Annotated in this window: 22 protein-coding genes; 5 read left to right on the top strand and 17 right to left on the bottom strand. The window is 56.2% G+C overall.

The annotated features are described in order from the left end of the window. Nucleotides 1-213 precede the first annotated feature (213 nt). From ACR0DJ_RS01490 to ACR0DJ_RS01460, 7 genes are all read right to left on the bottom strand, one after another. Nucleotides 214-1200, bottom strand: a complete 987-nt coding sequence (locus tag ACR0DJ_RS01490; RefSeq protein ID WP_480683643.1) for a zinc-dependent alcohol dehydrogenase family protein — start codon at nucleotides 1198-1200, stop codon at nucleotides 214-216. 272 nt (nucleotides 1201-1472) lie between these two features. Continuing rightward, nucleotides 1473-3266: a PHA/PHB synthase family protein gene (locus ACR0DJ_RS01485; RefSeq protein WP_425078874.1), complete on the bottom strand. Its 1794-nt coding sequence runs from the start codon at nucleotides 3264-3266 to the stop codon at nucleotides 1473-1475. Nucleotides 3267-3453: 187 nt separating this feature from the next. Continuing rightward, nucleotides 3454-3831, bottom strand: a complete 378-nt coding sequence (locus ACR0DJ_RS01480; protein WP_480683642.1) for a SnoaL-like domain-containing protein — start codon at nucleotides 3829-3831, stop codon at nucleotides 3454-3456. Nucleotides 3832-4124: 293 nt separating this feature from the next. Then, complete coding sequence (locus ACR0DJ_RS01475; RefSeq protein WP_480683641.1) at nucleotides 4125-4973, bottom strand: ABC transporter six-transmembrane domain-containing protein; 849 nt, start codon at nucleotides 4971-4973, stop codon at nucleotides 4125-4127. A gap of 6 nt (nucleotides 4974-4979) precedes the next feature. Further along, nucleotides 4980-5399 (bottom strand): DUF2141 domain-containing protein, encoded by a 420-nt coding sequence (locus tag ACR0DJ_RS01470; protein ID WP_480683640.1) that lies wholly within the window; start codon nucleotides 5397-5399, stop codon nucleotides 4980-4982. Continuing rightward, a complete protein-coding gene (locus ACR0DJ_RS01465) occupies nucleotides 5396-8524 on the bottom strand; it encodes an efflux RND transporter permease subunit (protein WP_480683639.1) in 3129 nt (1042 codons plus the stop codon). Before ACR0DJ_RS01465 ends, ACR0DJ_RS01470 begins: the two co-directional genes overlap by 4 nt. Before the next feature lie 3 nt (nucleotides 8525-8527). Continuing rightward, nucleotides 8528-9676, bottom strand: coding sequence for an efflux RND transporter periplasmic adaptor subunit (locus tag ACR0DJ_RS01460; RefSeq protein ID WP_480683638.1), 1149 nt, complete (start codon nucleotides 9674-9676; stop codon nucleotides 8528-8530). Nucleotides 9677-9777: 101 nt separating this feature from the next. Between ACR0DJ_RS01460 and ACR0DJ_RS01455 the strand changes: the two genes are divergently transcribed. Beyond that, nucleotides 9778-10395, top strand: coding sequence for a TetR/AcrR family transcriptional regulator (locus ACR0DJ_RS01455; RefSeq protein WP_170345989.1), 618 nt, complete (start codon nucleotides 9778-9780; stop codon nucleotides 10393-10395). A 672-nt stretch (nucleotides 10396-11067) separates the two neighbouring features. On the opposite strand, the gene ACR0DJ_RS01450 is transcribed toward ACR0DJ_RS01455, so the two are convergent. After that, nucleotides 11068-11766 (bottom strand): MOSC domain-containing protein, encoded by a 699-nt coding sequence (locus tag ACR0DJ_RS01450; protein WP_480683637.1) that lies wholly within the window; start codon nucleotides 11764-11766, stop codon nucleotides 11068-11070. Continuing rightward, nucleotides 11763-12308 (bottom strand): MarR family winged helix-turn-helix transcriptional regulator, encoded by a 546-nt coding sequence (locus ACR0DJ_RS01445; RefSeq protein ID WP_480683636.1) that lies wholly within the window; start codon nucleotides 12306-12308, stop codon nucleotides 11763-11765. The genes ACR0DJ_RS01450 and ACR0DJ_RS01445 overlap by 4 nt, the downstream gene beginning before the upstream one ends. 86 nt (nucleotides 12309-12394) lie before the next feature. Between ACR0DJ_RS01445 and ACR0DJ_RS01440 the strand changes: the two genes are divergently transcribed. Together ACR0DJ_RS01440 and ACR0DJ_RS01435 are read left to right on the top strand one after the other, a co-directional pair. After that, nucleotides 12395-13144 (top strand): hypothetical protein, encoded by a 750-nt coding sequence (locus ACR0DJ_RS01440; RefSeq protein ID WP_480683635.1) that lies wholly within the window; start codon nucleotides 12395-12397, stop codon nucleotides 13142-13144. Nucleotides 13145-13202: 58 nt separating this feature from the next. Beyond that, nucleotides 13203-13715: a redoxin domain-containing protein gene (locus ACR0DJ_RS01435; RefSeq protein ID WP_480683634.1), complete on the top strand. Its 513-nt coding sequence runs from the start codon at nucleotides 13203-13205 to the stop codon at nucleotides 13713-13715. A 271-nt stretch (nucleotides 13716-13986) separates the two neighbouring features. Here ACR0DJ_RS01435 and ACR0DJ_RS01430 read toward each other — a convergent pair whose 3' ends face one another. From ACR0DJ_RS01430 to ACR0DJ_RS01420, 3 genes are all read right to left on the bottom strand, one after another. Then, nucleotides 13987-14394, bottom strand: coding sequence for a universal stress protein (locus tag ACR0DJ_RS01430; RefSeq protein WP_425078527.1), 408 nt, complete (start codon nucleotides 14392-14394; stop codon nucleotides 13987-13989). Between the two features lie 60 nt (nucleotides 14395-14454). Continuing rightward, nucleotides 14455-14904, bottom strand: coding sequence for a phasin family protein (locus tag ACR0DJ_RS01425; RefSeq protein WP_480683633.1), 450 nt, complete (start codon nucleotides 14902-14904; stop codon nucleotides 14455-14457). Nucleotides 14905-15035: 131 nt separating this feature from the next. Then, nucleotides 15036-15506, bottom strand: a complete 471-nt coding sequence (locus tag ACR0DJ_RS01420) for a c-type cytochrome (RefSeq protein ID WP_082643718.1) — start codon at nucleotides 15504-15506, stop codon at nucleotides 15036-15038. Nucleotides 15507-15769: 263 nt separating this feature from the next. On the opposite strand from ACR0DJ_RS01420, the gene ACR0DJ_RS01415 reads away from it, so the two are divergent. Beyond that, nucleotides 15770-16990 carry an APC family permease gene (locus tag ACR0DJ_RS01415; RefSeq protein ID WP_170411519.1) on the top strand — a complete coding sequence of 407 codons (1221 nt, stop codon included), beginning with the start codon at nucleotides 15770-15772 and terminating at the stop codon, nucleotides 16988-16990. Between the two features lie 48 nt (nucleotides 16991-17038). Then, nucleotides 17039-18655, top strand: a complete 1617-nt coding sequence (locus ACR0DJ_RS01410; RefSeq protein WP_480683632.1) for an MFS transporter — start codon at nucleotides 17039-17041, stop codon at nucleotides 18653-18655. 9 nt (nucleotides 18656-18664) lie between these two features. Here the strand turns inward: ACR0DJ_RS01410 and ACR0DJ_RS01405 are convergent, their stop codons facing one another. From ACR0DJ_RS01405 to ACR0DJ_RS01385, 5 genes are all read right to left on the bottom strand, one after another. After that, a complete protein-coding gene (locus tag ACR0DJ_RS01405; RefSeq protein ID WP_480683631.1) occupies nucleotides 18665-20050 on the bottom strand; it encodes a trypsin-like peptidase domain-containing protein in 1386 nt (461 codons plus the stop codon). Nucleotides 20051-20389: 339 nt separating this feature from the next. Beyond that, nucleotides 20390-20890: an Hsp20/alpha crystallin family protein gene (locus ACR0DJ_RS01400; protein ID WP_480683630.1), complete on the bottom strand. Its 501-nt coding sequence runs from the start codon at nucleotides 20888-20890 to the stop codon at nucleotides 20390-20392. 196 nt (nucleotides 20891-21086) lie between these two features. Beyond that, nucleotides 21087-22205: an ABC transporter permease gene (locus tag ACR0DJ_RS01395; RefSeq protein ID WP_480683629.1), complete on the bottom strand. Its 1119-nt coding sequence runs from the start codon at nucleotides 22203-22205 to the stop codon at nucleotides 21087-21089. Next, the gene (rbbA, locus tag ACR0DJ_RS01390; RefSeq protein WP_480683628.1) at nucleotides 22206-24902 is read right to left on the bottom strand and encodes a ribosome-associated ATPase/putative transporter RbbA; all 2697 of its coding nucleotides are present in this window, start codon (nucleotides 24900-24902) and stop codon (nucleotides 22206-22208) included. Beyond that, nucleotides 24899-25858 (bottom strand): HlyD family secretion protein, encoded by a 960-nt coding sequence (locus ACR0DJ_RS01385; protein WP_480683627.1) that lies wholly within the window; start codon nucleotides 25856-25858, stop codon nucleotides 24899-24901. The genes rbbA and ACR0DJ_RS01385 overlap by 4 nt, the downstream gene beginning before the upstream one ends. Nucleotides 25859-26022 lie beyond the last annotated feature (164 nt).

The following is a 26022-nucleotide window of genomic DNA, read 5'->3' as shown; positions in this document are numbered from 1 at the left end:
GATTGTTGTTGGCGCAAGATCGTCCACGGGGCGGCCGGTATGATTGTGTCCGGCGCGGGTGGGCGGCATCCCAGCGCAACGAGCAGTCTTTCATGTTCCGGTGTTTCGTCCATTCCACGATCAGGATCCGTTTGCCCGAGCCGCCCCCCGGATTTCGGACACTGACGTCATCTGTGACTTGCCGAGCCGGCGCGCGGCGCGACCGACCTTTGGTCAGGGAACCAAAACCGCTGCCCCTTGCAATCGCCCGGCGCTCAGATCCGCGAGGGCTGTGTTGGCGTCCTTCAGTGAATATCTTTGTGTCCGTGTCTGGATACCTGCGGCTTGGGCCATTGCAAAAAACTCCTCACCATCCTGACGCGTCAGGTTTGCGACAGACAGGATTTGACGTTCCCCCCAAAGATCGCTGTAGGGAAAGGATGGAATGTCGCTCATGTGAATTCCGCCGCAAACCACCCGGCCGCCCTTGCGGACAGCTTGCAGCGCTTTGGGCACAAGGGCACCGACAGGTGCAAATATGATTGCAGCATCCAGTTCCACCGGTGGTCGTTCGTCGGACCCACCAGACCAAACCGCGCCAAGATCACGCGCAAACTTCTGCGCCTCGATATCCCCGGGCCGGGTCAGCGCATATACTTTCCGGCCCTGCCAGACGGCCAGTTGTGCAAGGATATGCGCGGCGGCTCCGAATCCATAAAAGCCGATATGCTTGGCATCCTGCGCCATTCGCAGACAGCGAAATCCGATAAGCCCGGCACATAACAACGGTGCCAGTGCAACCGGATCGGCAACCTCTGGCAGGGCAAAGACATACCGTGCATCCGCAAGGCAGGCTTCGGCAAACCCTCCGTTTCGCGTGTATCCCGTGAACACCGGCGCGTCACACAGGTTTTCCTGCGCGCGGTGGCAATAAGGACATCGACCACAAGTGGACCCAAGCCACGGCACGCCCACGCGCTGACCGGTTTCCAGCCCTGTTACAGCATCTCCCTTTCGCAGGACCCGTCCCACGATTTCGTGGCCCGGAACCAGTGGAAGTTCAGGATGTTCGAGGTCACCATCGACGATGTGCAGATCCGTGCGACAAACACCACAAGCCTCGATCTGGATCTGGATATCATGATCGCCCGGCGCCGGAAGTTCGATGTCTTCCAGTCTCAGCGCACGGCCGGCCTCGTTCAAAACCATTGCGCGTGTCATGGTCCAACTCTCCAGATTTGTCCGCCCGTGGTCATCTGTGTATTGCCTCTTTTCGTTGCAAATTGCGGGCTCGGCCTTCGACAAAGCCGCAAATTTGGCACAGGGTTCCGACGACCTGCACGATAACACAACTGCGCCGCAGCAAGGCTTGATCCATCGCAAAGTCCCGGATCCAACCGAGCGACCAAAACCTCGGTTGCACCCGAAGGACTTGTTCGGGTGTCCAAGTGTGATTGACCAGGCAATGAGGGGTCAGACCTTCGCCACCGGTTTCAGGTCTGATGAATGTAGCTGCCCGGCGCTTTGGGCAGGTTTTCGGCCCCTCTTCGTTTTCCGCCCATCGGCGGCGGCGCAGTTTCGCCCGATGAACGGTCTTTGATCCAATCCACCATCGCAGGCCACCAGGAACCTTGCTTTTCCTTGGCCGACTCAAACCACTCATCCGGCGAGGTATACAGCGCGTCTGCCGGCCTGTGGCCCAACCGATAGTGGCGGTGCTTGTGCCCCGGTTCGCTCAGGATACCGCCATTGTGACCGCCGTTGGTCAGCACGAAGGTGAGGTCTCCGTCGGTAAACAGCCGGATTTTGTACACTGATCGCCACGGAGCAATGTGGTCGGATTCCGTTCCGACCACAAACATGGGAACGCGAATGTCCTTGAGCGCGACGACCCGCCCTTCGACGGAAAAGCGCCCAGCGCTCAGCCGGTTTTCCAGGAACAGACCGCGCAAATATTCGGAATGCATTCGCGCCGGCATTCGGGTCGTGTCATTGTTCCAGACGGTCAGATCCGTAGGCAGGTCGTCTTCACCCAGAAAATAGCGGCGCACAGCCCGGGCATAGATCAGATCTTCGGCGCGGATTGTCGTGAAAGTTCGCGTCATCTGAGGGCGGTCAAGATAGCCCTGCAACCACATCAGATCTTCGACAAAAGCGACCTGACTGTCATCGATAAACAGCAAAAGCTCACCGGCTTCGGCAAAATCAACCTGCGCCGCCATCAGCGTAACGCTTGCAAGCCGGTCATCACCATCGCGTTGCATCACCGCAGCTGCAATCGCCAGAAGTGTGCCCCCCAGGCAATAACCATTGGCGTGGATCTTTTTACCCGGAACGATTTTCTCGATGGCCTCGATCGCGGCCATGACACCGTTCAGGCGATAATCCTCAAGGCTGAGATCAGCCTGATCAGCCGTGGGATTGACCCAGGAAATCATGAAAACGGTAAAGCCCTGCTCGACCAGATACCGCACCATGGAGTTTTCCGGAGAAAGGTCGAGCACATAGTATTTCATGATCCAGGCAGGCACGAAAAGGATCGGTTCCGCCTGCACGCGCTTGGTGCGCGGTGTGTATTGAATCAGCTCGAACAGCGCGTTGCGATAAACGACCCTGCCGGGGGTCGCGGCAATGTCTTTACCGATTTCATAACCCTGAGGGGCAGGTTCGTGCTGTTGCGTTATGGTATGGGCAACATCCTCAAGGAAGTGGGCGGCGCCCTCCATCAAATTGCGACCGCCGGTCTGGAACGTGCGATTGATGATTTCCGGGTTCGACCACGGGAAGTTCGAAGGAGAGACAAGATCAAGTGCCTGGCGAACCTGAAATTGCGCCCGTTCGGCGTCGCGGGGGGCGATGCCCGGCATTTCGTCCGTTGCGGCCTGCCACCAATCCTGTGCGCTCAGAAAAGCCTGCTGCCAAAGGGAAAATGGCGCCTTTTGCCAGCCGGGCGCATTGAAACGGTGATCCTGCTTGCGTGGCTGAAAAGGTGGAGCGGCCCTCGCACCGGTCGCCATCTCGCTGGCATAGACCCAGAGTTTGGCCGTATCGCGTGCTGCACGCTCTGTCAGTTCAAGCTGGCGTCCGGGGGAACGACCCAGGTGCAGGGCCCAATCCATCCAGGTGGCCATTATCGAATGCGGGGAAACACCGGCTGTGGCACGGGCAAGGGCCGCGCGCGTTGCGCGGTCAAGTTTCTCATAGGGGTGTGGCGGGGCATTCTTGCCGGTATCTGCCGCGCAAACCCCGGCCTCGGCAGACAGCTTGTCAGGTGAGAGTTTGGTCATCTGGGTTCTCCGATCCGGGCAGAGTGCTAAAATGCTGCAAACCTAAGCCTATGTGCCCACCAAGCCCCGAGGCGACCAGTCAACCGCCCGTTTTCTGATTGGACGTACCTGTTTGCACACCGGACCAGGCGAGGCGTCCTGAAATGGCCGCGAGCGCTTGGGATCCCGTGTTACCAGGAACCGTTCGCTATTTTGGCAACATAAAGAACTCTTCCAGTACAATCTTGCCATCCTCAACGGAATAAATGGCAATCTCGCTAAGGTTCATCCTTTGTCCGGTGTCTTTCTGCACGACCTCGGCATTGAAACGCACCCCAAAGCGATTGGGCGGATGAACAAAAGGACCGTCCGCCGTAAGTGTCAGGATATCATGCGTTTTCAGCCAGTCTTCCCGTTTTGCCTTGATGGCGTCGCGGCCCTTTGTGATCCGAAATTGCCGTACCGGAGGCACAACCGCCTCTATGGACTGAGCGTTTTCCGCGTACATCTCGTCAACGCTTGCCAAGCCATTGCGATCACGCATCGCCTGAACAAACGCCCGCCCAATTTCGACTAGTCTTTCCATGCAAGACCTCCTGATACGTTGGTGACTGTATCTCGGCGGGCCGCGTTCAACCTTGACAAAGATCAAAATGAGACGGCCCTGCAAAGATTGGCCACATAGCTTGCTTCGGAACAGGCAGAACAGTGCCTTGCAGATTTGGACGCAGCAAGTCGCCGTCAATTGTCGGGCAAGATGTGTCCCTGCGGGTCTTGGCGCATCTTCACTCCTTGACGGTTAAGATCAGCCTGAAATCCTCCGCTACACAATCAATACAATCTGTTCCATGGGTGCTGATGGGCTTCATGCAAATCGGATCAACCTCTCTGCAATCGGACTGTGATTTCGGACAGCCGGGACCAGGATTGGAACGTGATCGGCAAAGCAAGTGCGGCTTCAGAAAACTCCCATGAATAGCTGACAATCGAAAAAATCATTCCAGGTGTCGCATCCAGGTTCTGCGTCGCGAACCACAGGTTGAACAGGATCAGACCTATCAGCAGAACGAAGATCACACCGTACAGGAAGGCTTCGGTATCCGAGAGCTTCACTTCGAAACGACGCAGTTTCGTCAGGTGGACAAGCACCGGGCGGTTGCGGCGGCGTTCCAGAACGCTGACCTGATGTTCCATCTGCTCATTCAGCGCACGGTTCCATTGCCAGAACGTCGAATGAAACAGGGCGTAGATGCATACCATTCCGACAAGCACCCCACAGGCTGACGGAGCCAGCACCGGCGAGAAGTAAAACAGCAATATTGCTGAGACGACGAACTGCATGATCCCTGAAACTGCCGAAGGCAGGATCTCTTCCAGAAAGTCGGCCAGTTCTCGCCCCATTCCGATCCGGGCGTTCAGCGAAGAAATCGGCAGGTTTGAAAAACGCGCAGCAAGCGCCTTGCCCAGCTCGACGCGGATCGTTCCGTAGACACGCGTATCGTATATCCGCCGGATCACGCCGATCAGCGTGAGGGCGACCATAAGAGCGCCCAAATGCACAAAGGGCTGAAACTGTCCGCTTAGCAATCCATCTATGGCAAAGCCGATAAACAGCGGGATCAAAACGGATAACACAGTTTCCGACAGTATCAGAAACCAGGTGATCCCGACACGCCACCGAAACACGCTCAGCAACGTGCCGATCGTCAGTTTTCTGTCCCTCAGCATACGGCATCACGGATCATAGTGGACACGAACGCGGACATCGCCTGGCCAGACCGAGGCGGCCTTGAAATCAGGCATGTCCTGAGGGTTCGGGGCGCCGGTTGAACCCAGCCCCTCCAAAAGCTTCGTCTCGGTCATGTTCAGGTCTTCGTCCTTGTTTTCGTCGTGAAACAGCAGCACCGCATAGGGGCCCGCGGTCAGGTCGGGAAACTCATGGCTGACGCTGCCTTTGCGGGACGGAACCTGGGCGTAGTCAATCGCGCTCTGGACATCCAAACCGTCAAAGGCGCGCGCGTCGTCGAAAACAAGGATCACAATGTTTCCCTTGGCGTTGCGGATACCTTCCACGGTCACGTTCAGACCATCCGAGGCGGCAGGCGCTGCAAGCGCCATCAGGGCAATTGCGGGGGCCAGAATGCTTCGTGTCATGACTGTGTCCTTTCTCCGGAAGGGTGCGGCGGGACTGGCTTGAAGACGACAAGAACATCTTCGGCAATGGCGATCAGCACGGGCACCAGCAGCAGCATGAGGGCGGTGCCGAACAGTTCGCCAAAAGCCAAAGAGATGGCGGCAGGGATCAGATACTGCGCCTGTTCCGAGGTTTCCGTCAGCAAGGGCAGCAGGCCGATCACCGTCGTTGCGGTGGTCAGAAAGATCGCCTTGAAACGTCCGATGCCAGCGCTTGTCAGCGCCAGGTTCACGGGCTGGCCGTCCTCGCGCGCCTGATTGTATCGGGTGATCATGACCAGGCTGTCGTTCACGATCACGCCGGTCAGCGCCAGCATGCCGAAGAACGAAAACAGCGACAGCGACACATCCATGATCAGGTGCCCGACCGCAGCCGCGATAAAACCAAAGGGCACGATGGCCAGAATGACGAAAGGTTGCCAATAGCTTTTCAACGGCACGGCCATCAACACATAGATCAAAACGGCGGCCAGCAGCAGCGCACGTTTCAAGCCACCGCTGATGTCGGCCATCTCTTCCAGTTCACCGGCGGGCAGAACTTTGACGCTCGGGTACTTTTCGCGGAGTTTCGGGACCAGCTGTTCGAACACCGCCTGACCAACCTCTTCGGGGGCAACACGGTCACGGTCGATGGACGCGGCCACGATATTCATGCGCTTGCCATCGCGGCGATCGACGGTGCCAGAGGTGTAGGTGCCCTGGATTTCGGCAACCGTCTCAAGCGGCACCCAGGCACCGGATGCGCTGCGCAACTGGGTCTGCATCAGATCGGCGAGCGTATCGCGATTTTCCCGTGCGTTCTGCACGACCACGCGGATTTCGGACCCGTCGCGCCGGACCTTGGTCACCTCGGCCCCGCCGAACCCATAGCCGATTTGTTTGGCCAGGGCCTCGGTGTTGAAGCCAAGGTGCCGCGCGTCCGGGCGCAGGCGGAGTTTCAGTTCGGGCTGGCCGCCCGCCAACCCATCCCGAACATTCGCCACGCCATAGATGTTCGACAGGAAGTCTTTCATTTCGGCACTGGCCTGTTGCAGCAGGTCTTCGTCTTTGGACGCCAACCGGATGCGGAACCCTCCGGCGAGTGTTTCCGACCCGGTGAACTCCAGTTCGGTGGCGCCTTCGACCGCTCCGACCCGGTCGCGCCATTCGCGAACCACGGAAAGGATCGGAACATCCGGTCGTTCGACCACTGGGATCATCTCGGCATACATTTGCGCGTTTCCTGCGCCGTCGATGATGCTGAACACCGTCTGAACGGGCGGCGTGGCCATGCCCGCGCCCTCGGCAAGCTCGGCGTTCAGATCGTTCAACACAGTTTCAATCCGGTCCACGTTCGCGCGGGTCAGCACAAAGGGCGCGCGGGCGTCCATTTCCAGGTTCATCGTGATGATTTGACCGGGCACTTCGGGAAAGAACACCGTTCTGACCTTGCCCTTGTACATCAGGCCAAGCCCCAGCGTCGCGGCGGCGACGAACAGGATCAGTACGGCATAGCGCTGCCGCACCGCGGCGACAAGCAAGGGCTGATAGATGCAATCCCGCACCCAGTCCAATCCGCCCTGCGCGGTATCCTGTACGCGGCCCCAGAGGCGGGTCAGCAGGTACCTGCGCTCTTGCCCCATCGAAATCTGCGCCAGATGGGCGGGCAGGATGAACTTGCTTTCGATGAGCGAAAAGATCAGCGTCAGGATCACGATCCCCGCGAACCCGGCCAGCACCTTGCCCAACGGGTTGTCGATCAGCAGCATCGGGAAGAACGCCGCGATTGTCGTCAGCACGCCGAAGACCGTTGCGACCGCCACGCGGTGCACGCCGCGTTCGGTGTCCTGGATCGGGTCCTTGCCCTTTCGGCGTTCCTCGAAAACGCTTTCTCCGACCACTACCGCATCATCGACCAGAATGCCCAGGGCGATGATCAGACCAAAGGTGGTGACATCGTTCAGCGAATAGTCCACCCATTTTGAACCCGAAACGGCCATGGCCCCCATGACCGAAACCGGAATGCCCATGGCGACCCAGAAGGCCAGGCGCACGTTCAGAAACACCGACAGCATCAAAGTCACAAGGATCAGCCCCTGCACCCCGTTGGACCGCAACAGCGCCAGCCGGTCCGAGATATAGCCGGCGCTGTCGCCCCAGACCCCGACCTGAACCTGCGACGGCAATTGGCGGCTGAACTCATCCACCGTGCTGCGCACGACATCACTGATCGTCAGCAGGTTCTCTTTCTGCCCGACCAGAACCTCCATCCCGACGGTTGGTTTGCCGTTCAGCCGAAACAGATACTCGCCGTCCTGAAACCCGTCTTCGATCTTGGCGATATCACCCAAGGGCACAAAAGACCCGTCGTCACGTTCAATGATCGGCAAGGCCGCGTATTCAGGAGCGTATTTGGCGCGATCATCGGCCCGCAGATAGATCGTGCCGCCCGCGGTCCGTAAACGGCCCGCCTGAAATGTCACCGAGTTTTCTTCGATGGCGCGGGTCACATCCGCCACGGTCAGGCCATAGTGGCGCAGCAGTGCAGGGTCGATTTCGATGCGCAGTTCCCGCGGGATCAGGCCCCAGATTTGCAGCCGGGACAATTCCGGTTGCGCCAGCAGCTCTTCCTTCAGGCGCTGCGCCAGGCTCTGCAATGTGGCCGGGTCCGTTTCGCCGTAAAGGTTCAGATACAGCGCCGGAAAATCGAAACCCGACGCTTCGATCACAGGGCGGCGCGCAGTATCGGGCAGATCGGTCAACCCATCGACCCGAATGCGGACCCGATCCAGAACGGCTTGCAGTTTCTGGCCACCCGCGCGGCGGACGGTCACGACACTCAGGTCGTTTTGGGACCGCGACGTCACACTGCGCACGCCCTCCAGCCCTTCCAGCGCCTGCTCAACTTTCCGGGTCACCAATTCGTCGACCTGTTCGGCAGTGGCGTCCGGGAACTCGATCGAAATCGTAACGCTTTCCGCAGGAATGCGAGGGAAGCCCTCGATCCGAATATTCAGCAGCGTCTGCACCCCAAGAAAGAGGATCAGCGCCATCATCAGATTGGCGGCGACAGGATTGCGGATAAACCAGGATGTCAGCGCGTGCATGGCTCAACCCCCATCCGACAGCGGCGTGACACGCTGACCCGGCAGAAACGAGGCCAAAGGTGTCTTGGCCACGCGCCATGGGCCGCTCCCTTCGGGGGCCCGTATCGTGAAAGCACCTTCGCTGCGGAACAGGATGTTCGGGCTGAACCTCTGAAGGTGGTCGTTTTCATCCACAAGCCAAATGTACCCCGCACGCGTCAGGGCGCTTTCCGGCAGGGTCACGGTGTCGGCAATTTGCCGTCCGGGAATGTGCACCTTCAGAAAGTCTCCGGCGAGTATACCGTCACCGGGATTTGCGACGTCCAAGAAGACGCGCACCTGTCGTGTGTCCTGATCCAGAAACCCGCCACCACGCCGGACGCGTGCCTGCCCCAGGCTTTCGCCCGAGCGATGCGTCAGTTCAGCAGTAACCCCAGAGATCGGATGATCGAACAGCGCCCAATCCGCTTGGCTGAACCCGGCAACCAGTTCGAATTGTCGGTTGTCCGACAGGTGTATCAGGGGATCGCCCGGGTTGACCGTCTGGCCGATGCTGGCAAAGCGACGAGTGACAAAGCCTGAAAACGGAGCAACGACTTCGGCGTCCTTCAGATCATTTCTCGCCGCATTCAGGCGCGCCTGCGCCGCTGCAACGGTTTTTTCGGCAACGCGCAGTTGCGGCAGGTTCACGGCCAGTTCGTTTGGCGGTTCCACCCCATCCCGATCGAACTGCCGTTTCGCGACGGTTACGTTGTTCTGCGCGCGCAACAGTGCAAGTTCCGCTCGCTCAAGCTCCATCTCAGCGGTTGCAACGGCGCTTTGATAAGGGGCATTTTCTATTGAAAACAAAGGGGCGCCCCGTTCCACCTGTGTCCCGGCCAAAGCGCCGGCATGCACTTCGGTGATGCGCCCGGACACAGCAGATCGCAGCTCGGCATCCCAACGAGGCCGAACTTCGGCAAATGCAGAAACACGCGCCTGCACGGTTTCCGGAACAACGGTTACGACAGAGACGGTCTGTGGCAGAGGCGAGATGTTCGTTGCCTGAACATCAATTGTATCCTCCGTGTCAAACAACACGATGACGATCGCCACAAACAGCACCAGGGACAATCCAATCCAGAGCCATCGCCGAACTGGCCTTTGCTGAGCTTCCGAAGTTTTGCCTGTCATTGTCCTGTTTTTCCTGATCCGCCTGATCCATTGCGCCTTGCGGGGCTCGATTGGATGTCATATACTATGAACGATCGTTCGTTCAATATGAAAAAGCAAAAATGACCGAAAACACCAAGAAACCAGGTTCAGCCCGGGAAAAGGCAACGGCCAAGCGCCGCAACCAGATTCTGGAGGCCGCCGTTATGTGTTTTCTCGAGCGCGGCTATCATCAGACCGGCGTCCGCGACATCGCAGCGCGGGCCGGCGTCAGCCTTGGAAACCTCTACAACCACTTTCGCGGCAAGCATGACGTGCTTGTGGAAATCGCGATGCTTGAACGCCGCGAGCTGGAGCCGTTTCTGAAAGTCCTGAATTCAAATGCACCCGCACCCAAAGTGTTGAAGAAGTTCATCAAGGCCTATGCCAACTATCTGGCTGCGCCGGAAAACGTCATCCTCACCTTGGAAATTTCGAGCGAAGCCATTCGTCAACCGGATATCGCGCGACTGTTTGTCGAAAACCGAGCAAGACTGACCGAGGCGCTTGAAGAAGTTGTGAGACGCGGAGTTGACGCAAGAGACCTGCGCGCTGTTCCGGATCCACTACAGGCGTCGCAATTGGTGATAGAGGTTCTGGAAGGAAGCGCGTATCGCAGCGTACTGTCGGAAACGCCCATGAGCAAAATCGCTGGAAGCATGGAGGATTTCATTCTGAGCTCGTTGCTGGCGCGTCAATGAAGCCTGTGTCGCGCGTTTACCTGAAGTTGATGAAAGCCTGCGAACGGGAAGACGCACTGTGGCAATCGTGCGGATAGCTGAGCTCAGCTTTCCGCCCATCTTTTCGGAAAACAACGTGTTTCTGGCGCAGAAATGACCTGTGCAGCCCCAACCGCCACAATTGTAGTGGGGCCAGCGGGATTTGGACAAGCCAAACGCCCCGTCGAAGACGCATTGCCTCGCCCTTTCCGGCCTTCGCAACGTGGCAGTTCAGCAGAAACAGGCGCCTTCGGTGTCTGACTGCAAAAAACGCCGTTTTCCCAAAAAGGAGATCAGGTTCAACGAAATCAGTCTGGGTGCTGGACGAAGGAAGTGAGGCGAAAACGGCAAGGTTCTGTCGTCAGTGGCAGAACTATGTGTCGCCTTACAAGGAATGTGGAACGTCACTGATCTTTGACTCAATCGACAGCTAAAATCTCAGTAAATGAGTGAATCACGTCATTCAATTTTGACCCAAACGTCAAGCATTTCTGACCCAAGGCGATTAGTGGCATTTCATTGATGCTGGAATATATGTCTCATTTTTTGCCAGCTCCACCCAGCTGCTGACGAACGGGAATTTGACCGACATGGAGTTGAGAAGGTTACTAAGTTCGAGGAAACTAGGTCACGACAGAACGCGCATTGGGTGCCTTACCCTGAGCCTCCAAGCCTTGTCGAAGTATCCTCCGTATCATTGCCATCAGCCATTCGGCGGAAAGCTTGTCGCCAACCTTCAGCAAGTTCTTTCATCTGAGACAAAACCTCGGCATCTTCTGGCGATATGCGACGAGTCAGCCGTGCGCGTGTAACAGCCAATACAGACCAATTCGGATTTGGCCTTTCAGCCAAGGTGATCCGATCACCGGCGCCAACTTCGCCAGGTTCGAGCACACGATAGTACCATCCAGTTCGGCCCGTCTTCTGAAACTGGTAGGGCATTTCTTTGCGCCCCGTATGTAGCCCAAGTTTCCAGCACGGCTGCCGCCCCTGGCTAATTTGAACTACCGCCGTCCCGAGCGACAGGATGTCCCCAATGCAGAGGTTTTCCTCGGTCAGTCCCGTCGTTGAAATGTTTTCGCCAAACGCCGCTGGCATTGTGCCGGGTGCCATCAGGCCTTCTGCTTGCCACGCCGAATAGTGATCAAAAGCAAAATGATGGATGGCTTTGTCTTCGCCACCATGCACGGTCAGATCCGCTTGTGTGTCCCCAGAAAACCCGAACGAAGTAATGGCTTGCCGCCCGTTCACCCGGTCTTTCTGAATGGCAGACGGAGGTTTACCTTCCCAGCGATCTCTGATGGCTCCAAGGAAAATGCCGTCGATGTTTGCCGACAGGTCTGGATGTTTCATCTAGCTTCCTCGTGCTCAATACAGATTTTGTCTTTTTCGCCGAGGTCCAGCGAAACGCCCAGCAAATTGCAGAACCCGTTTTCCGTCGTGCCATCATGATGGGCGCAGGATTTGCATTGGCCGAATGATCGGCCTCCATTTGTGGCCAAGGCTAGACTGAGGCTTTGTATCAGCCCCTGCTCAAGCATCGTTTGGTCTTCAGAAGCCATGTTGCCAATTGCCCGCGCAACAGGGTTTGACTGACGTACAATCTCGTCCCCTTCCTTGGTCAGTTCGTAGGAAATCGACCGCTGATCCTGTTCTTTTCGGTGCTCTTCTACATAGCCTTTGCGCGCCAAAGCTTTGAGCGTCTGTGACATCGTTCCACGGGTTGTACCGATGTACTCTGCGACATGCGACGGCGAGCGCGAGAACATGTTCGCCTCAGCGAGGTACTCGAGCGCCATCCTCTGAGTCGGGTTCAAATCTCCCGCCCATCCTTCGGAAGCATCAATCCGGGCCAGACGGTTGATCAGTGTGCGTATGCGATGATCTGTGTTCATAACACTTTTAGTAGCGACTCGAAATTATAGTTGCAATGTATTTCTCATTATAGTAGCGACTCGCTATCTTTTAATTGGAGGCACCCATGAAACTTTCAACGCTCACTTCCACTCTGGCCTTGTTCATCGGCAGCACAGCTTTTGCTGATGAGAACCATGCCATTCATCAGGCTGGCGCGATCACATCTCCGGCAGACGCCAGCAAAGTCGCGGACTTTGACATTCTGGCCGCGCACGCTCACCGCAATGGAAACACGGTCACTTTTCACATGACAACGAATGGATCTGCTGGCACCTCGGTTCCGGCGGCAACCGGAGAGGTCGGTGGATCAGACGTCTGGTCCTATGTCTGGCCTACGTCTTTGGACCCTTCGGCCGTTGGGTTCGAAGGCGGCACAGGTATCCTTGCAATGGCCGCAACCAGTCATCCAGATTTTGATGACACACCGCTTTTTGACGAAAACGGCGACGGAGATCCGACCAATGACGGCATCGAATGGCACAGCCACTGGGTTGTGTTGACCCCGACCGAAGAATGCGGACCCGACGCGCTTGCCGTACGTGACATCCCCGAAGGTTCGTCACCCAAGTTACCTGCGACATGGCCTGGGTTTCCGATCTTTCTGGATAGCCCTGGGTTTACGCCTTTGTTCGACGGCCCTGAAATCTCGGTGAACGCAGGCTTCGCCAGCGACGTCGAACTGGAAGGTGTCGCTTACGACGGCGTCACGTCAGCCTTGAGGGTTAACGCGAATATCCATGCGCCCTTGCTGTGCGTCACTGATGTCTTCGACGTAGCATCTGGCGGCCTGAGCCTGCCGGGCAAACTTCACTAACATTCGACTACGCAGCCGCCGAGCCCAAGGCGGCTGACTGATACTGAGGACAAGGAAAATGCAAACACCAGAGTTAGACGTCTCGGAATGGTTCAACACAGACACGCCCCTAACCCTAGATAACCTAAAAGGACGGGTTGTCGTCATTGAGGCCTTTCAAATGCTTTGCCCAGGATGTGTCCTGCACGGTATTCCCTTGGCGCAGTCGATTCAGAGGACGTTTCCCGAAGAGAAGGTAGCCGTAATTGGCCTGCACACTGTGTTCGAGCATCATAACGCTATGACACCGGTGTCTCTGAAGGCTTTCCTGCATGAATATCGCATCACGTTCCCTGTCGGCGTGGACAAACAGGGCGCTGGACCGTTGCCAAACACGATGTCTCGCTTCGGCATGCGCGGTACACCCAGCCTTGTCCTTTTGGATCAGGCGGGGCAGATCGTTGCGCATCACCTTGGTCAGGTTTCGGAACTTCAATTGGGATCAGAGATTGGCAGTCTTCTGACACGGAGGGGCGTGTCGGCCAAAGGCGGTCCCGTGACTGTCGGTCAATCGCCGGATAGCAGTCATTGATCCTGTGCGCGGAGAACTTCTGTTTCGAGCCCAACCCGTGAATTTGATTTTCTCGCTGCGAGCGCTCGCAGCACGGATTTTGCCGCGAAGGCATCATCTTTAGCGCGGCAATGCTGTGTTAACAGCCGCCATTCATGTCGGGCGCAGCAAGATTTCGTCAGGCAAGGAACGAGTCGCGGGACAAAGGGTAAATTCGTCGCGTTTGCGCCAAGGTCTGCAATATCGAGTAACCGGCCGCATAATCGACGTGCGGCACTCACCAGAAACCGTTTCAGCGGATCACGTGGACAGAACAATTGGCGTGGTGAACGACCCGGTTTGCAGTTGACCCAATAAAAATGTTCTCGATCCCCGGCTTGTGTGAGGCCAGCACTATGCAATCGATGTCATTTTCATTTGCGAAGTCAACGATCGCGCGGCCAGCGCTCCCCGAGACAAGGCGCGGTTTCGCACCCGATAGCTCCGCAGCATTCAGATGTAAGCTTTCCTGAAGTTCTTTTCGCGTATTTGCCAGAACTTCCTCGGGTATCTGAGATGCCACATATGCAGGGATCGGTTCCTGCACATGAAGCACTGTGAATTCCGCATCGGCATTTGCCAGCAAACGAGCAGCTTCAAATGAGGCCTGTGTATCGTGATCTTTGTCCAGTGCGACTGGTACCAGAATGTTTTTATACATATGAGCTACCTTCCATTGCTCCAGCTGCGATCGTTCCGACCTCTGCGGTGATACGGCTCTCTATACCGGTTCTGATTTCGAAGACTTACCCGCTTTCTTTGCTGTGCTTGCAACATCATCTATTGTCTTTTCCACAGCTTCGGCTTCGGTTTCCGCTGCATATGCTGCACATCGGGCAACTGTTTCGAACCATTCCTGAGCGTCAGCCACAAGGCGTTCGGCTGAGTGCTTCTGCCACTCTGCTATGGATTGCAGCGCTTTTGCCGGATCAGTCGGGTCTGCAGCAGACGCCGAGCGCGAAGCTTCCAGCGCGGTTCGCACAGCCTCGTGACGCCTCTCAAACCAATGTTGAGCAAAGGCCTCTGCCTCTTTCAGTGACTTCTCCTGCGTGTCCCAAAATTGCTCAAGCTGAGCGCCCAGAAACGGATTGGCTGTAGTAGTCGGCTGCATCTGCTTGAAAATATCTACAAGTGTGTTGGAGTAACTTGATTTTGGCTTCTCTTCAGGCATCGGAGATTCCTCCTCATCTCTAAATGCTGAATATTAACTGAGATCGTGGAAACTTGCCTTAATGTAAATCAACCACCGCCGGCAAACGTGGTAGTGGTGTCCTGCAACCCAAGGGTGGGCTTTGTGCCAACCTATTCAGTCTGTATAGCCTCAAGATACGCAATCACATTCGCCAACGGCACACCTGCGAACATCGGTTGGCCGTCAGGCATCGTCAGCGCAACTTTTTGATCCGAATCCAAAGCTGGTCCAAAAATGGGCATTTCTCCACCATGCGCGAGCAATGGTGCGCGACCATCAATTTGACGCGCCACCGCCTCAATCGGAAAAACACCGTCGTTTTGGGCCGCGAGCCTCGTCAGATCAGGTGTCCTTATCGCCAGCATCTCCGCCATTGGACCATCTCCTGTGGCCTCGAAACCATGGCATTGCCAACAATAAGTTCTGTAGAGATCGTGCCCATTTTGAAGGTCAATATCCTGCGCCAGTGCAGCACTTGCAGCAAATATTGACAAAAGAAGTCCGCGACAAACTAGCATCTGTTCCTCCTCCGAGATCAGCATTTCGAGTTGAAAATACGCGATATCGAATGAATGCTTCATTGATCTCGCTCATATTCAACCTTTGAGTACCAGCTGGGAAAAACCATCACGAAACGACGGTCGCAACACTCGGATCCGCCTCTCCGATCAGTCTTAGCGCCTGATGATATAGATCAACGCCAAATAAAGAATTACATATCAAAGTATGAATGTTTCAGAAGAAGCTCGGCATGAGCGGTGATGAGCCCTTGGATTATCATCGGGGTGCTTGTTTGCGGCACAGCTTCGGTAACCCGGCAATTGCCCATCAAGGAGTGAGGTGAATGCATACAGTTGATCCACCGTCCCCTAAACTCCGACGTTCTCTCACCACTCCGTTGCTTACCTTATATGGGCTCGGTGTAACCGTCGGTGCGGGAATTTATGTGCTCGTCGGCGCAACCGCCGAGGCCGCGGGCCCTTATGCTGCGGTTTCGTTTCTTGTTGCAGCGCTCGTCGTTTCGCTGACGGCTTTGTCGTACGCCGAACTCGCGACACGCTATCCCGTAAGCGCGGGTGAAGCGGCATACGTTGAAGCGGGATTTCAAAGGGGCTGGATGGCGGTTCTAATCGGTCTTGCCGTTGCTGCGTCTGGGATTATTTCAGCCTCCGCTGTTGCGATTGGGGCGGCCTCATACCTTCACACCCTGACGGGGCTTGGCACCGCATTGCTTACGATCGGCGTTGTGTCGGTCATGGGGCTGATTGCAATCTGGGGCATTACACAATCGGTATTTGTGGCAGCCGTGATCACGGTCATCGAGATCGCGGGGCTTCTTTTTGTGATTGGCTGGGGCATGTCTGTGCAGGAACCGCAAGGCCATGAAATTAGTGAGATGATTCCGGGACTCGAGCTCAGTACCTGGCGTGGTATTATGGCGGCATCTCTGCTGGCATTTTTTGCCTTTGTCGGCTTTGAAGACATGGCAAACGTCGCGGAAGAGGTAAAAGACCCAACCCACACAATTCCAAAGGCTATCCTTTTGACGCTCGTTCTGGCGACGGGTTTGTATCTAGCGACCTCGATCACGGTCCTGCTCGTTGTTCCTATCGATACCTTGTCGACCTCGGCCGCCCCACTCACGCTGGTTTTCTTCGACGCACCCGAAGTAATCAAACAAGGGTTCGCCGCAGTCGCAGTCGTTGCAACAGTCAATGGCGTCTTGATCCAGATGATTATGGCGTCGCGGGTGATCTATGGTCTTGCCGACCGGGATCATCTTCCGAAAATACTGGCGACTGTCCCGCAGGTTACCCAAACACCGGTCGTCGCAACCCTGTTGGTAGTTGCTATAATTCTTCTGCTGACGCAAACTTTGCCAATCGGCATACTAGCGGAACGCACATCCCAGATCGTTTTGGGAGTGTTTGTTTTGGTCAACATCTCGCTGATATTGCTGAAGTCCCGGCCGGGGTCAACTCGGGAACATTTCCGCGTACCTCTTGTTGTACCAATCCTTGGGGTGCTGACCAGCGCTCTGCTTTTTGGTGCCGGATTTCTCTGAGAGGAAAACCGACAGCACGGGGTCACCAGAAAGGGGTCCGACTGACGCATGAACACTGACCGATCAACATTTGGAAGGCGGATTTCAGGCTGGTGGCACCGGACTTTCGTCGATCTGATCGCGCAATTGCAATGGTCTTACCTGCCACCATTGATGGTTTACTTTGCGGCCGGGGTTTCGGGGCTAACATCCGTCGTCGGTGCGTTTTTTCTTAAGGACTATCTGAATCTATCCGCCGCTTTTGTTGCGGGATTGGCATTCTGGGCCGGGTTGCCATGGATTCTAAAAATGCCGCTGGGTCATCTGGTTGATCTGTTCTGGCGCTGGAAATCCCTGCTGATTGTTGTTGGCGCATCCCTTATCACGGCGTCATTGCTCATCATGTACAGGCTTGTGGCTGCGCCTGACCGAATGGCCGGCATTATGCCACTTGAGGATTGGTACGTCGTTGCCTTGATGTTGGCTCCTTCAGGTTATGCCATTCAGGATGTCGTTGCTGACGCCATGACAGTCGAAGCAGTGCCGCAATCGGACCGAGACGGACGCGCGTTTATTCAGGACGAAGTTCGTGCCCGACACACCACCATGCAGACCCTCGGCAGGATTGCGATCATATCCGGGTTTGCAGGGGTCGCCGCGGTTAACATCTGGATTTTTTCGGGGGCGGAAAATCTGGAGAAAGCCGATCGTTTGGTTCTCTACGGTCGGGTCTATCTCATTGCCCTGGCTATCCCACTGTTGTCTGTCAGTGGAGTGGTTCTTCACGCTCTGATACAGCGTCGCCTCGTTCGTCGAGAACACCTTCTGCACAGACCAGATCAAACCACCGAAGTCAGGTGGCCGATACTGCTGGGCGGACTTGCGTTTGTTGTTCTCAGCATAGTGTTGGGAACCGCAAATTTTGCCTTCGCGCAAGAGACCGTTTTTGCGGTGTCGCTCACGGTCATTCTCTACCTCATGTCGCGTTTGCTGAGAGAGCTGGAGTCGAAACAGGCCAAAGTTCTGATCGGGACAGCAACTATCATTTTCGTTTTTCGAGCAGTTCCCTTGCCAGGACCGGGCCTGACCTGGTTCGAGATCGACGAGCTTGGGTTTGACGAACAGTTCCTGGCCATTCTAGCGCTTCTGACCTCACTACTTGCTTTGCTTGGCCTGATTATCCTCAGGCCGTTTATGGCAAGTCGTTCGATTGCGCAGGTTGTAGTGTTACTCACGATTGCCGCCGGAGTGCTGTCCCTGCCAAACCTTGCCTTGTACTACGGGGTGCATGAATGGACGGCCGCGCGCACAGGTGGGGTCGTGGATGCAAGGTTTATCGCCATTCTTGACACAGCCGTTGAGTCACCGCTGGGTCAGATCGCGATGGTCCCAATGTTGGCTTGGATCGCGCGCAACGCCCCAACACATCTGAAGGCTACCTTTTTTGCGGTCATGGCGTCTTTCACCAACATGGCATTGTCAGCAAGCAGTCTCGGTACAAAATACCTGAATCAGATCTTTACCGTTACCCGCGCGGTTACCGATCCCAGAACGGGTACTGTTGCCTCCGTCGCTGACTATAGCCACTTGGGGAACTTGCTGATTACCGTGGGCTTGATCTCTGTCATCATCCCACTGGCTGTGGTTTTTCTGGTGCAAAACTCGCCTTATCAGACGCGCGATTGAATATGGGGATCAATCGCTTTCATCGAGAAGTATCTTGAGGTGTGACACCGGAACGCCAATATTCGAGCCGCCAAATTCGGGTAAGATCGCGGCATTGATAGCAACCACCTCGCCGTTTCGGTTAAGGGCAGGTCCGCCGCTTCCGCCGGTTGTGGTTTCAGCATCATAAACGACTGCACCGGGGCTGGTCTGGGCGACGATCCCCCGGCTGGCCAGAGGCCTGATTTTGTTCTGCTCTGAAAGGTGTTTTGCAATAGTCCAGAAATCGACGGCGCCGTCTCTCTCAAGCGTTTTCAGAAAATCCGGCCCAGCCTGCACAATCAAGGCCTTAAGGCCAGTCGGAAATCCAAGCAAGAAAACTTCTTCACCTGCTCGCGTCGGTTGAGGTGCCAGTGAGAGTCCAAGCCCTTGAACACGGTTCGCATCAACGGACAGAAGCGCCAGATCGGCCGTTTTGCTTGCCCTAAGCAATACCGCTTCCATTGGCTTGGATTGTTCTGGAAGATAAGCCAGCAGGCTAAGTATCTCGGCTTCAAGCCCTGCTGCCTTCAGGGCCTGCGCCCGATCCCCGGTCGTCCAGGGCAAGGCGACATGACGGTTGGTCACCAAAAGAGAGGTGTCCTGCAATAGAAACCCGGTTCCGGTGAACTGAAATTCTGCCGGCGCGCCTTCCGCATCTGGCTCAATCCATGGTTTTCCGAATGGAGTTTTTAGTTTCTCCCCGTCCGGTCCAAGCACATGCCGCAGCAATTTGCCGCTTTCGGTCTGTCGCAATCCGTAAGCACCCTGGATAAAGGCAATAGATCGCGTCGAGGCTGTGATAACTCGCCTTGACGCACCAGCGCGTTCTTCCAAAGTGCCAAGGCGCTGCTCGGTGGAAATCACCTGGTTGTCAAACGCTTCTCTGAGCGCGACCAGATCATCCGCCGTCAGTGCATCTTCTCGCGTCTGCGTAAGCATGACAGCAACCGCCTCGATCTTGAGAGACTCCTGTTTAAGGCTGTCCGCCAGCTTCCGATCGTTCTGAAAAAGCAAATAGCCAAAGGCAAAGATCAGAAGAAGCACACCGATAACGGTAACCCTGAACAAAACCGTGGTTTGTGATGTCAGCCGACGCCCGCCTTCGCGCAGCGCACCGGACATTTTTCTGGCGAAGGGTCGTCGGCTGGAGCGCGCATACACATAAGCGTCACTTATTATGTCTTCGACCGTGTGATGTGCCGGGAATGAGTGGTCACACACCCTGTAGCGCGACATGGGCCCCTCTGCACCGAACTCAATCATGTCGCCATGCCCAAGAACTGCCGAAGCAGTTTTTTGACCATTGACCCAGATATCCCGGCCAGGCAAAGCGTTTAGCGCGTAACCGCCTTGCGACCACTGAATCGTTGCCACGTCTTCGTCATGCGGGGGCAAATCCTCTTTTCGCCTGAACTTCAGGATACGATCAGGACCCACCGAAGCAGCCAAAGCGTTGCCGACAAGCCAGGTAACGGTTCCGCGGGACGGCCCCGTCAAGCTCTCCAGAAATGCACGGACATCGCCCGTTTCAGTTTCCACATCGCTTTTGTCCGGCGTCCGCATTGTCCATCTCAGTACTCTAGCCCTATTGGCACATTATCATGCGCAGCAGTGAAACCGCTATGGTGGGCAATAGTGTGCTCGTTTTAAGAACACCAAGGGTCCGCGCATGCTGCCTGGACCATGAAGGTTGCGTGTGCGCCTCCATTGCGCCTATTTCGATGAGACCTTGATCTTCCGGCTGGGATCCTGAGGTTCGGTTTTCGGCATCGTGACGTGCAGGACACCTTTGTCGAACGCAGCGGAAATCTCCTCGATATCGACTGCATCAGGCAGCGTCATTGTCCGAGTGAAACTGCCATAGCTTCTCTCGCTAACGCGCAGATCGCCTGTGTCATCATGCGTAACATTCTTCTGGCCCCGCAGCGTCAATCTACGGTCTTTGATTTCGACTTCGACGTCGTCTTCTTCGAGACCCGGCAATTCAGCCGTGAGAACGATCGCTGTATCCGTTTCGTGGATGTCAATCGCCGGCGAAATCGCACCCGTCATGTCCAACGACGGGAAGCCCGTGCGTTGCGCGGCTGTTTCCAGCGGCAGGAATGGCGCTGCGCCCCCGAAAAAGCGCGACATCATGGATTCCATTTCGCGTCGAAAATTATCAGAGAGCGGATGTGTTCCAGCAAACAGTTCTGGTTTTTTGTCTTCAAGCATTTTCTGATCCTCCTCCTTCGGTGCGATTGGGGGGAGGCTGCATTATGGCAAAAAACTCGTCTAATTACCTTGATCTTGCGCAAGCAAGCGTCCTCGGTAACGCGCCAAAAGGACATCCCGGCCGTATCGGCATTCCGAATGAAACAAGGCGCATTACCGGTCATACGTCCAGGCCAAGGGGTAAACTGATCTGACTCTATTGCGCCAACGAGCGTCTGAAAAGCATCAGGCTGGACGCCAGAAGGATTGCGCCTAGTAACGCCATCCATAAGAACTCTGGCCAGACCGTCTCAAACCTCGCCCCCTTGAAGATGATGGATTGGCTGGCGGACATGTAATGGCGGGACGGAAGGATCGATGTTCCGACCTGAAGCCAGTCGGGCTGCCCCTCGATCGGTGTCTCACCTCCCGACAGCATCAGCATCGGAAGGACTGTCAGCATTACCAAAAGTGCGAATTGCGCCATTGAGCGTGCAATCGTTGCAAGAAATACCCCAAGTGCGGTTGCTGTGAAAAGAAACAGCGCGGTGCCAAAAAGAAACAACACCTTCGACCCCGCGATGTTGATCCCCAGGAAACCTTGCATAACAAAGGTCAGCGATAAGGCGGCCGCGACAAGAACCACCGCTGCGTTTGCCCAAATCTTGGCCATCGCAATGTCAAACGGGGTAAGCGGCATCGCAAGCAGATGTTCGATTGTGCCATGTTCACGCTCGCGGATCATCGCGGCACCGGTGAGGATCGTGGTCAGCCACATGATCTGGCCGATGAGCGCCACGATGCCGGCAAAACGAACAGTATCACGGTTGGGATTGAACGCACTGCGCATGATGATATCGACGGGCAATGACTCAGCCAGGTCCGCACCAATGGCAAAGCGACGGATCTCGGCGCTGAGGATATTGACGATATAGTTTGCGCCAATCCCGGCCTGTTCCATCGCCGTCGCATCAATCAGAACCTGAATTTCCGGCGAGCGCCCGGCGCGAACATCTTTCTCGAACCCTGGTGGCACCGCGACCACAAACAGGAAATGCCCGGCATCCATCTTTTCGGCTCCGGTACCCGGTGCGATCTGGACAACGGGTTGAAACTCCGGAGGGAAGAACGCCGTGGCAAGAGACCGTGAAAGGGGCGAGCCATCCTCATCGGCAAATGCAATGGAGGCATTGTTGACCGAGTTCGAAACCCCCGTCGCCTCCATCACGGGTGCCAGCGTGAATGACCAGACCAGCAGCGCCATCATCACCCAATCACGCCGAAGGCTCATCATTTCTTTCAAGCCAAGCCAGAAGATGCAGGACAACCGTTGCATTTATTTCTCCTGCGCTCGAAGTAAAAGGGCAGCGATCAACGTCAGCACCGGCCCGAAACAGGCTAGTGCGAGAAGATCGGGGGCAAGCGCATCCCAGCCCAGCCCTTTGGTGAAGGCACCGACATTCAGGTGCAGGAAATAGGATGACGGCCAGAGCGATCCGATTGTCTGCGCACCGCCTTCAAGCGTTGAAACCGGCTGCAGCAGGCCCGAGAACTGAATGGTCGGTACGACCGAGGCGATCGCGGTGGCGAAGGTAGCGGCCACCTGGCTTGAGGTCATGGTCGCAATGAGCAGCCCATAAGATGTGGTCGCCCAGACATACAGCAACGCGCCAATCGCCAGGGGAACCGGGTTGCCTTTGAGCGGTACATCAAAAACAAGGACCGTCATTCCGGCCAAGAGCAGGAAATTGGCGAACGCGATTGCGATATAAGGGATTTGCTTGCCAACCAGAAACTCAAGCCGCGTCGTTGGCGTTGCATAGAAATTGGTGATTGTTCCCAACTCTTTTTCACGTGCGACGCTAACCGCCATCAGAACTGCCGGTAACATTATCAAAAGGATCGCAGGCATGGCCGGGGCCATTGCGGCAATACTCTCGAAACTCTGATTGTACCTGAAGCGTGGCTCGATACGGGCGATCTCGACCGGATGCACACCGTTTTGGCGGGCCATTGCCGCCAAAAAGGTATTGTGGAGCCCCGCCACATAGCCTTCTACAGTCTCGCCTTTGAACGGAATTGCGCCGTCCACAATTGCAAGCACGTCCGTTGCTTCAACAGAGCGGATCTTGCGCCCAAAGTCAGGTGGGAGTTCGACAACCAGCGAGGCATCTCCTCGGGCCAGCCGTTCATGGCCCTCATCGATACTCGTCAGTGGCTGCGTTGGGTTGAAGTAGCGCGATCCTGAAATCTCTGCAATGTAGGCGCGGCTTTCTGGCCCCTGTGACAAATCCAGTACCGCGAAATCCAGTTCTTCGATGTCCAGCGTAATCCCGTAGCAAAAGACCAGCATCAGGATCACCGAGCCCAGGAACGCAAACGCCAAACGCACGCGGTCGCGCAAAATCTCGATGGTTTCACGCTTCGTGTATGCCAGTGTGCGCCTGATACCCCCGCCAGCGCTGTCATCAAGGGCATGAACCAATGCCTCAGGAGCTTTTACCGGTGCCGGAGGGTCAGCTGCCTTCAATACCGTGACAAATGCTTCTTCCAGACTGTCTACCTGTGCCCCGGCGATCAACTCATCCGGTGTTCCCTCAGCCAGAACACGGCCCGCGTGCATGAACGACACCCGATCACAGCGCTCTGCTTCGGCCATGAAATGGGTCGAGACGAAAATCGTCACTTCTTCATCTCTCGAAAGCTCAATCAGCAACGCCCAAAACGAGTCGCGCGCCTCAGGGTCCACCCCCGAGGTTGGCTCATCCAGGATCAGTACGCGAGGTCGGTGGATCACAGCGACGGCCAGGGAAAGACGTTGCTTGATGCCAAGTGGCAACGCCGTGGCCAGCATGTCCATTTGTGCAATCAGGCCAAAGCGTTCCGCCAGTTCATCGATACGCCTATCGCGGTCCGTGATTGCAAAGATCCGGGCATGTAGCTGGAGATTCTGCCGAACGGTCAACTCGCCATAAAGCGAGAATGCCTGACTCATATAGCCAATCTCGCGACGCATCCTCAGGTCGCGTGCATCAACCGGTCTTCCGAACAGTAACGCCTCACCGTCACTCGCGGGCAGAAGGCCTGTCAGCATTTTCATGGTGGTCGACTTGCCGCAGCCGTTCGACCCGAGGAAGCCGAAAATCTCACCACGGTTAATCGAGAATTCGACGTTATTGACTGCCGTGAAATCGCCAAAGCGCCGCGTCAATCCACGTGCCGTGATCACTGGGTCTGCCTCACGGTGATGTGTGGGCGCTTTCCTTGGTGCGATCAGGGGATCTCCGTGCGCCTGCAACCGCCGGTAGGACGTTTCAAGATCGCTGGCTTCCCCCTTCAATTCTGCCGGAGAACCATGGAAAAGCACGCGCCCGGCATCCATCGCGACGATAAAGTCGAATTGTTCGGCTTCTTCCATATAAGCTGTCGAAACCAGTATGGAGAGGTTGGGTGTAGCCTCTCGGACCGCGTCGATCAGCGCCCAGAACTGACGCCGCGACAGTGGGTCGATGCCGGTGGTCGGCTCATCCAGAACCAAAAGCTTAGGGTCATGGATCAGTGCACAACACAGCCCAAGCTTCTGTTTCATGCCGCCCGAGAGTTTTCCCATCAGTCGATCAGAGAAAGGCGCAAGCCCGGTTGCCGACAGCAATGTTGCGATCCGGATGTCACGCTCCTGCTGCCCCTGTCCGAACAAACGCGAAAAGAACTCAAGGTTCTCGCGCACCGACAATTCTGCATAGAGATTACGGCCCAATCCCTGCGGCATAAATGCGATCGCAGGGCAGATATGGTGACGATGGGCGCGGTCGTCGATTGGGCCTCCGAGAACATTGATTGTGCCGGATTGAAGCTTCTTCGCGCCGGTGATCAATCCCAAAAGCGTTGATTTGCCAACCCCGTCAGGCCCGATCAGCCCAATAAGCTGACCTACCGGCAGGTTAAGCGACAGGTTATCGAGTGCTGTCCGCTGGCGGTACTTATGCGTGACACCACTGACGCAGAAATCAGATGGGCCCGCCTGGGAATTCATTCGAACAATTCGGGTGGAATCCGCCTTTCCAGATATTCCGGCCATACACTGTCAGAAGAAAGCCTGATCACAGCGATACCGCGAAGGCCGGTTTTCACATGTTCGATCCGTTCTGTGATCAGATCCTCAGGAATGCGAACCCGAACGCGAAAGACCAACTGTTCACGCTCGCTCAATGTCTCTACCTGCTTCGGAGTGAACTGGGCTTCGGGGGATACAAAAGTGACGGTTGCAGGAACGGCAAAATCCGGCAAGGCATCAAGTACGATGCGCGCCTCAGCCCCGATGGGCAGCAACCCCGCTTCGCGTGCGGGCAGGTACACGTCCATATAGACGTTCTCTAAGCTGAGAAGTGTAAAGATCGGCTCCCCTGCGCCAACAACTTCACCGGGCTCAGCCAGTCTGTAAAGAATGCGCCCTGGCATAGGGGCAACAAGCGAAGCATCCTCGATCTGGGCGGCGATCCGGCGCACTTCGGCTTCGGCAGCCGCGATCTGGCTGTCCGAGGTTGCAACCCGGGCCTTGGCGGCACCCAGAACGGCGTCGGCAACCTGAAATGCGGTTTCGCGATCTTCAAAGACTGTCATCGAAATGTTTTGACCGGCCAACAGTGCCTTTGCCCGTTCCAGTTCCTGCGCCGCGCGACGCTGTTGGCTTTCTCGTTGGACAACAACAGCCTCGGCTTCGGCCTTGGCTTGACGCGCCAATGCTACTTCGGCTTTGGCGCGATCAAGCGCTGCAGACAGTTCATCGGTGTCCATCTCGACCAACAGTTCACCCACAACAACCAAGTTTCCTTCTGCCGACAAAACCTGTGCAACCCGCCCTGCGAAGGTGGGGGCAATTTCCACTTGTTCGGCCTCTAACCGTCCATTGCCCTGTACAAATCCAATTGGCAATTCACTGCTGTCTTCTGAAACGAATATGTACAACGCCGCACCTGCGAGAAGGAGCATTACGACGATCAGTATTGCGCGCACATTCTTTTTCATGATCTGGCGTACCGCGGTTAAAGCTACTAGGTGACGTTATCTCAAACCCCGCATAACGCTTTGTTTTGGATCAAACAGAGCCCTTTAGAGGGTTGTTCAGGCCAAACTCGGGTAGAAAACCGGCGCAG

The sequence above is a fragment of the Ruegeria sp. BF10 genome, assembly GCF_056538725.1.
The sequence above is the reverse complement of the archived record's forward strand: the minus strand, read 5'-3'. Positions and strand labels throughout refer to the sequence as shown.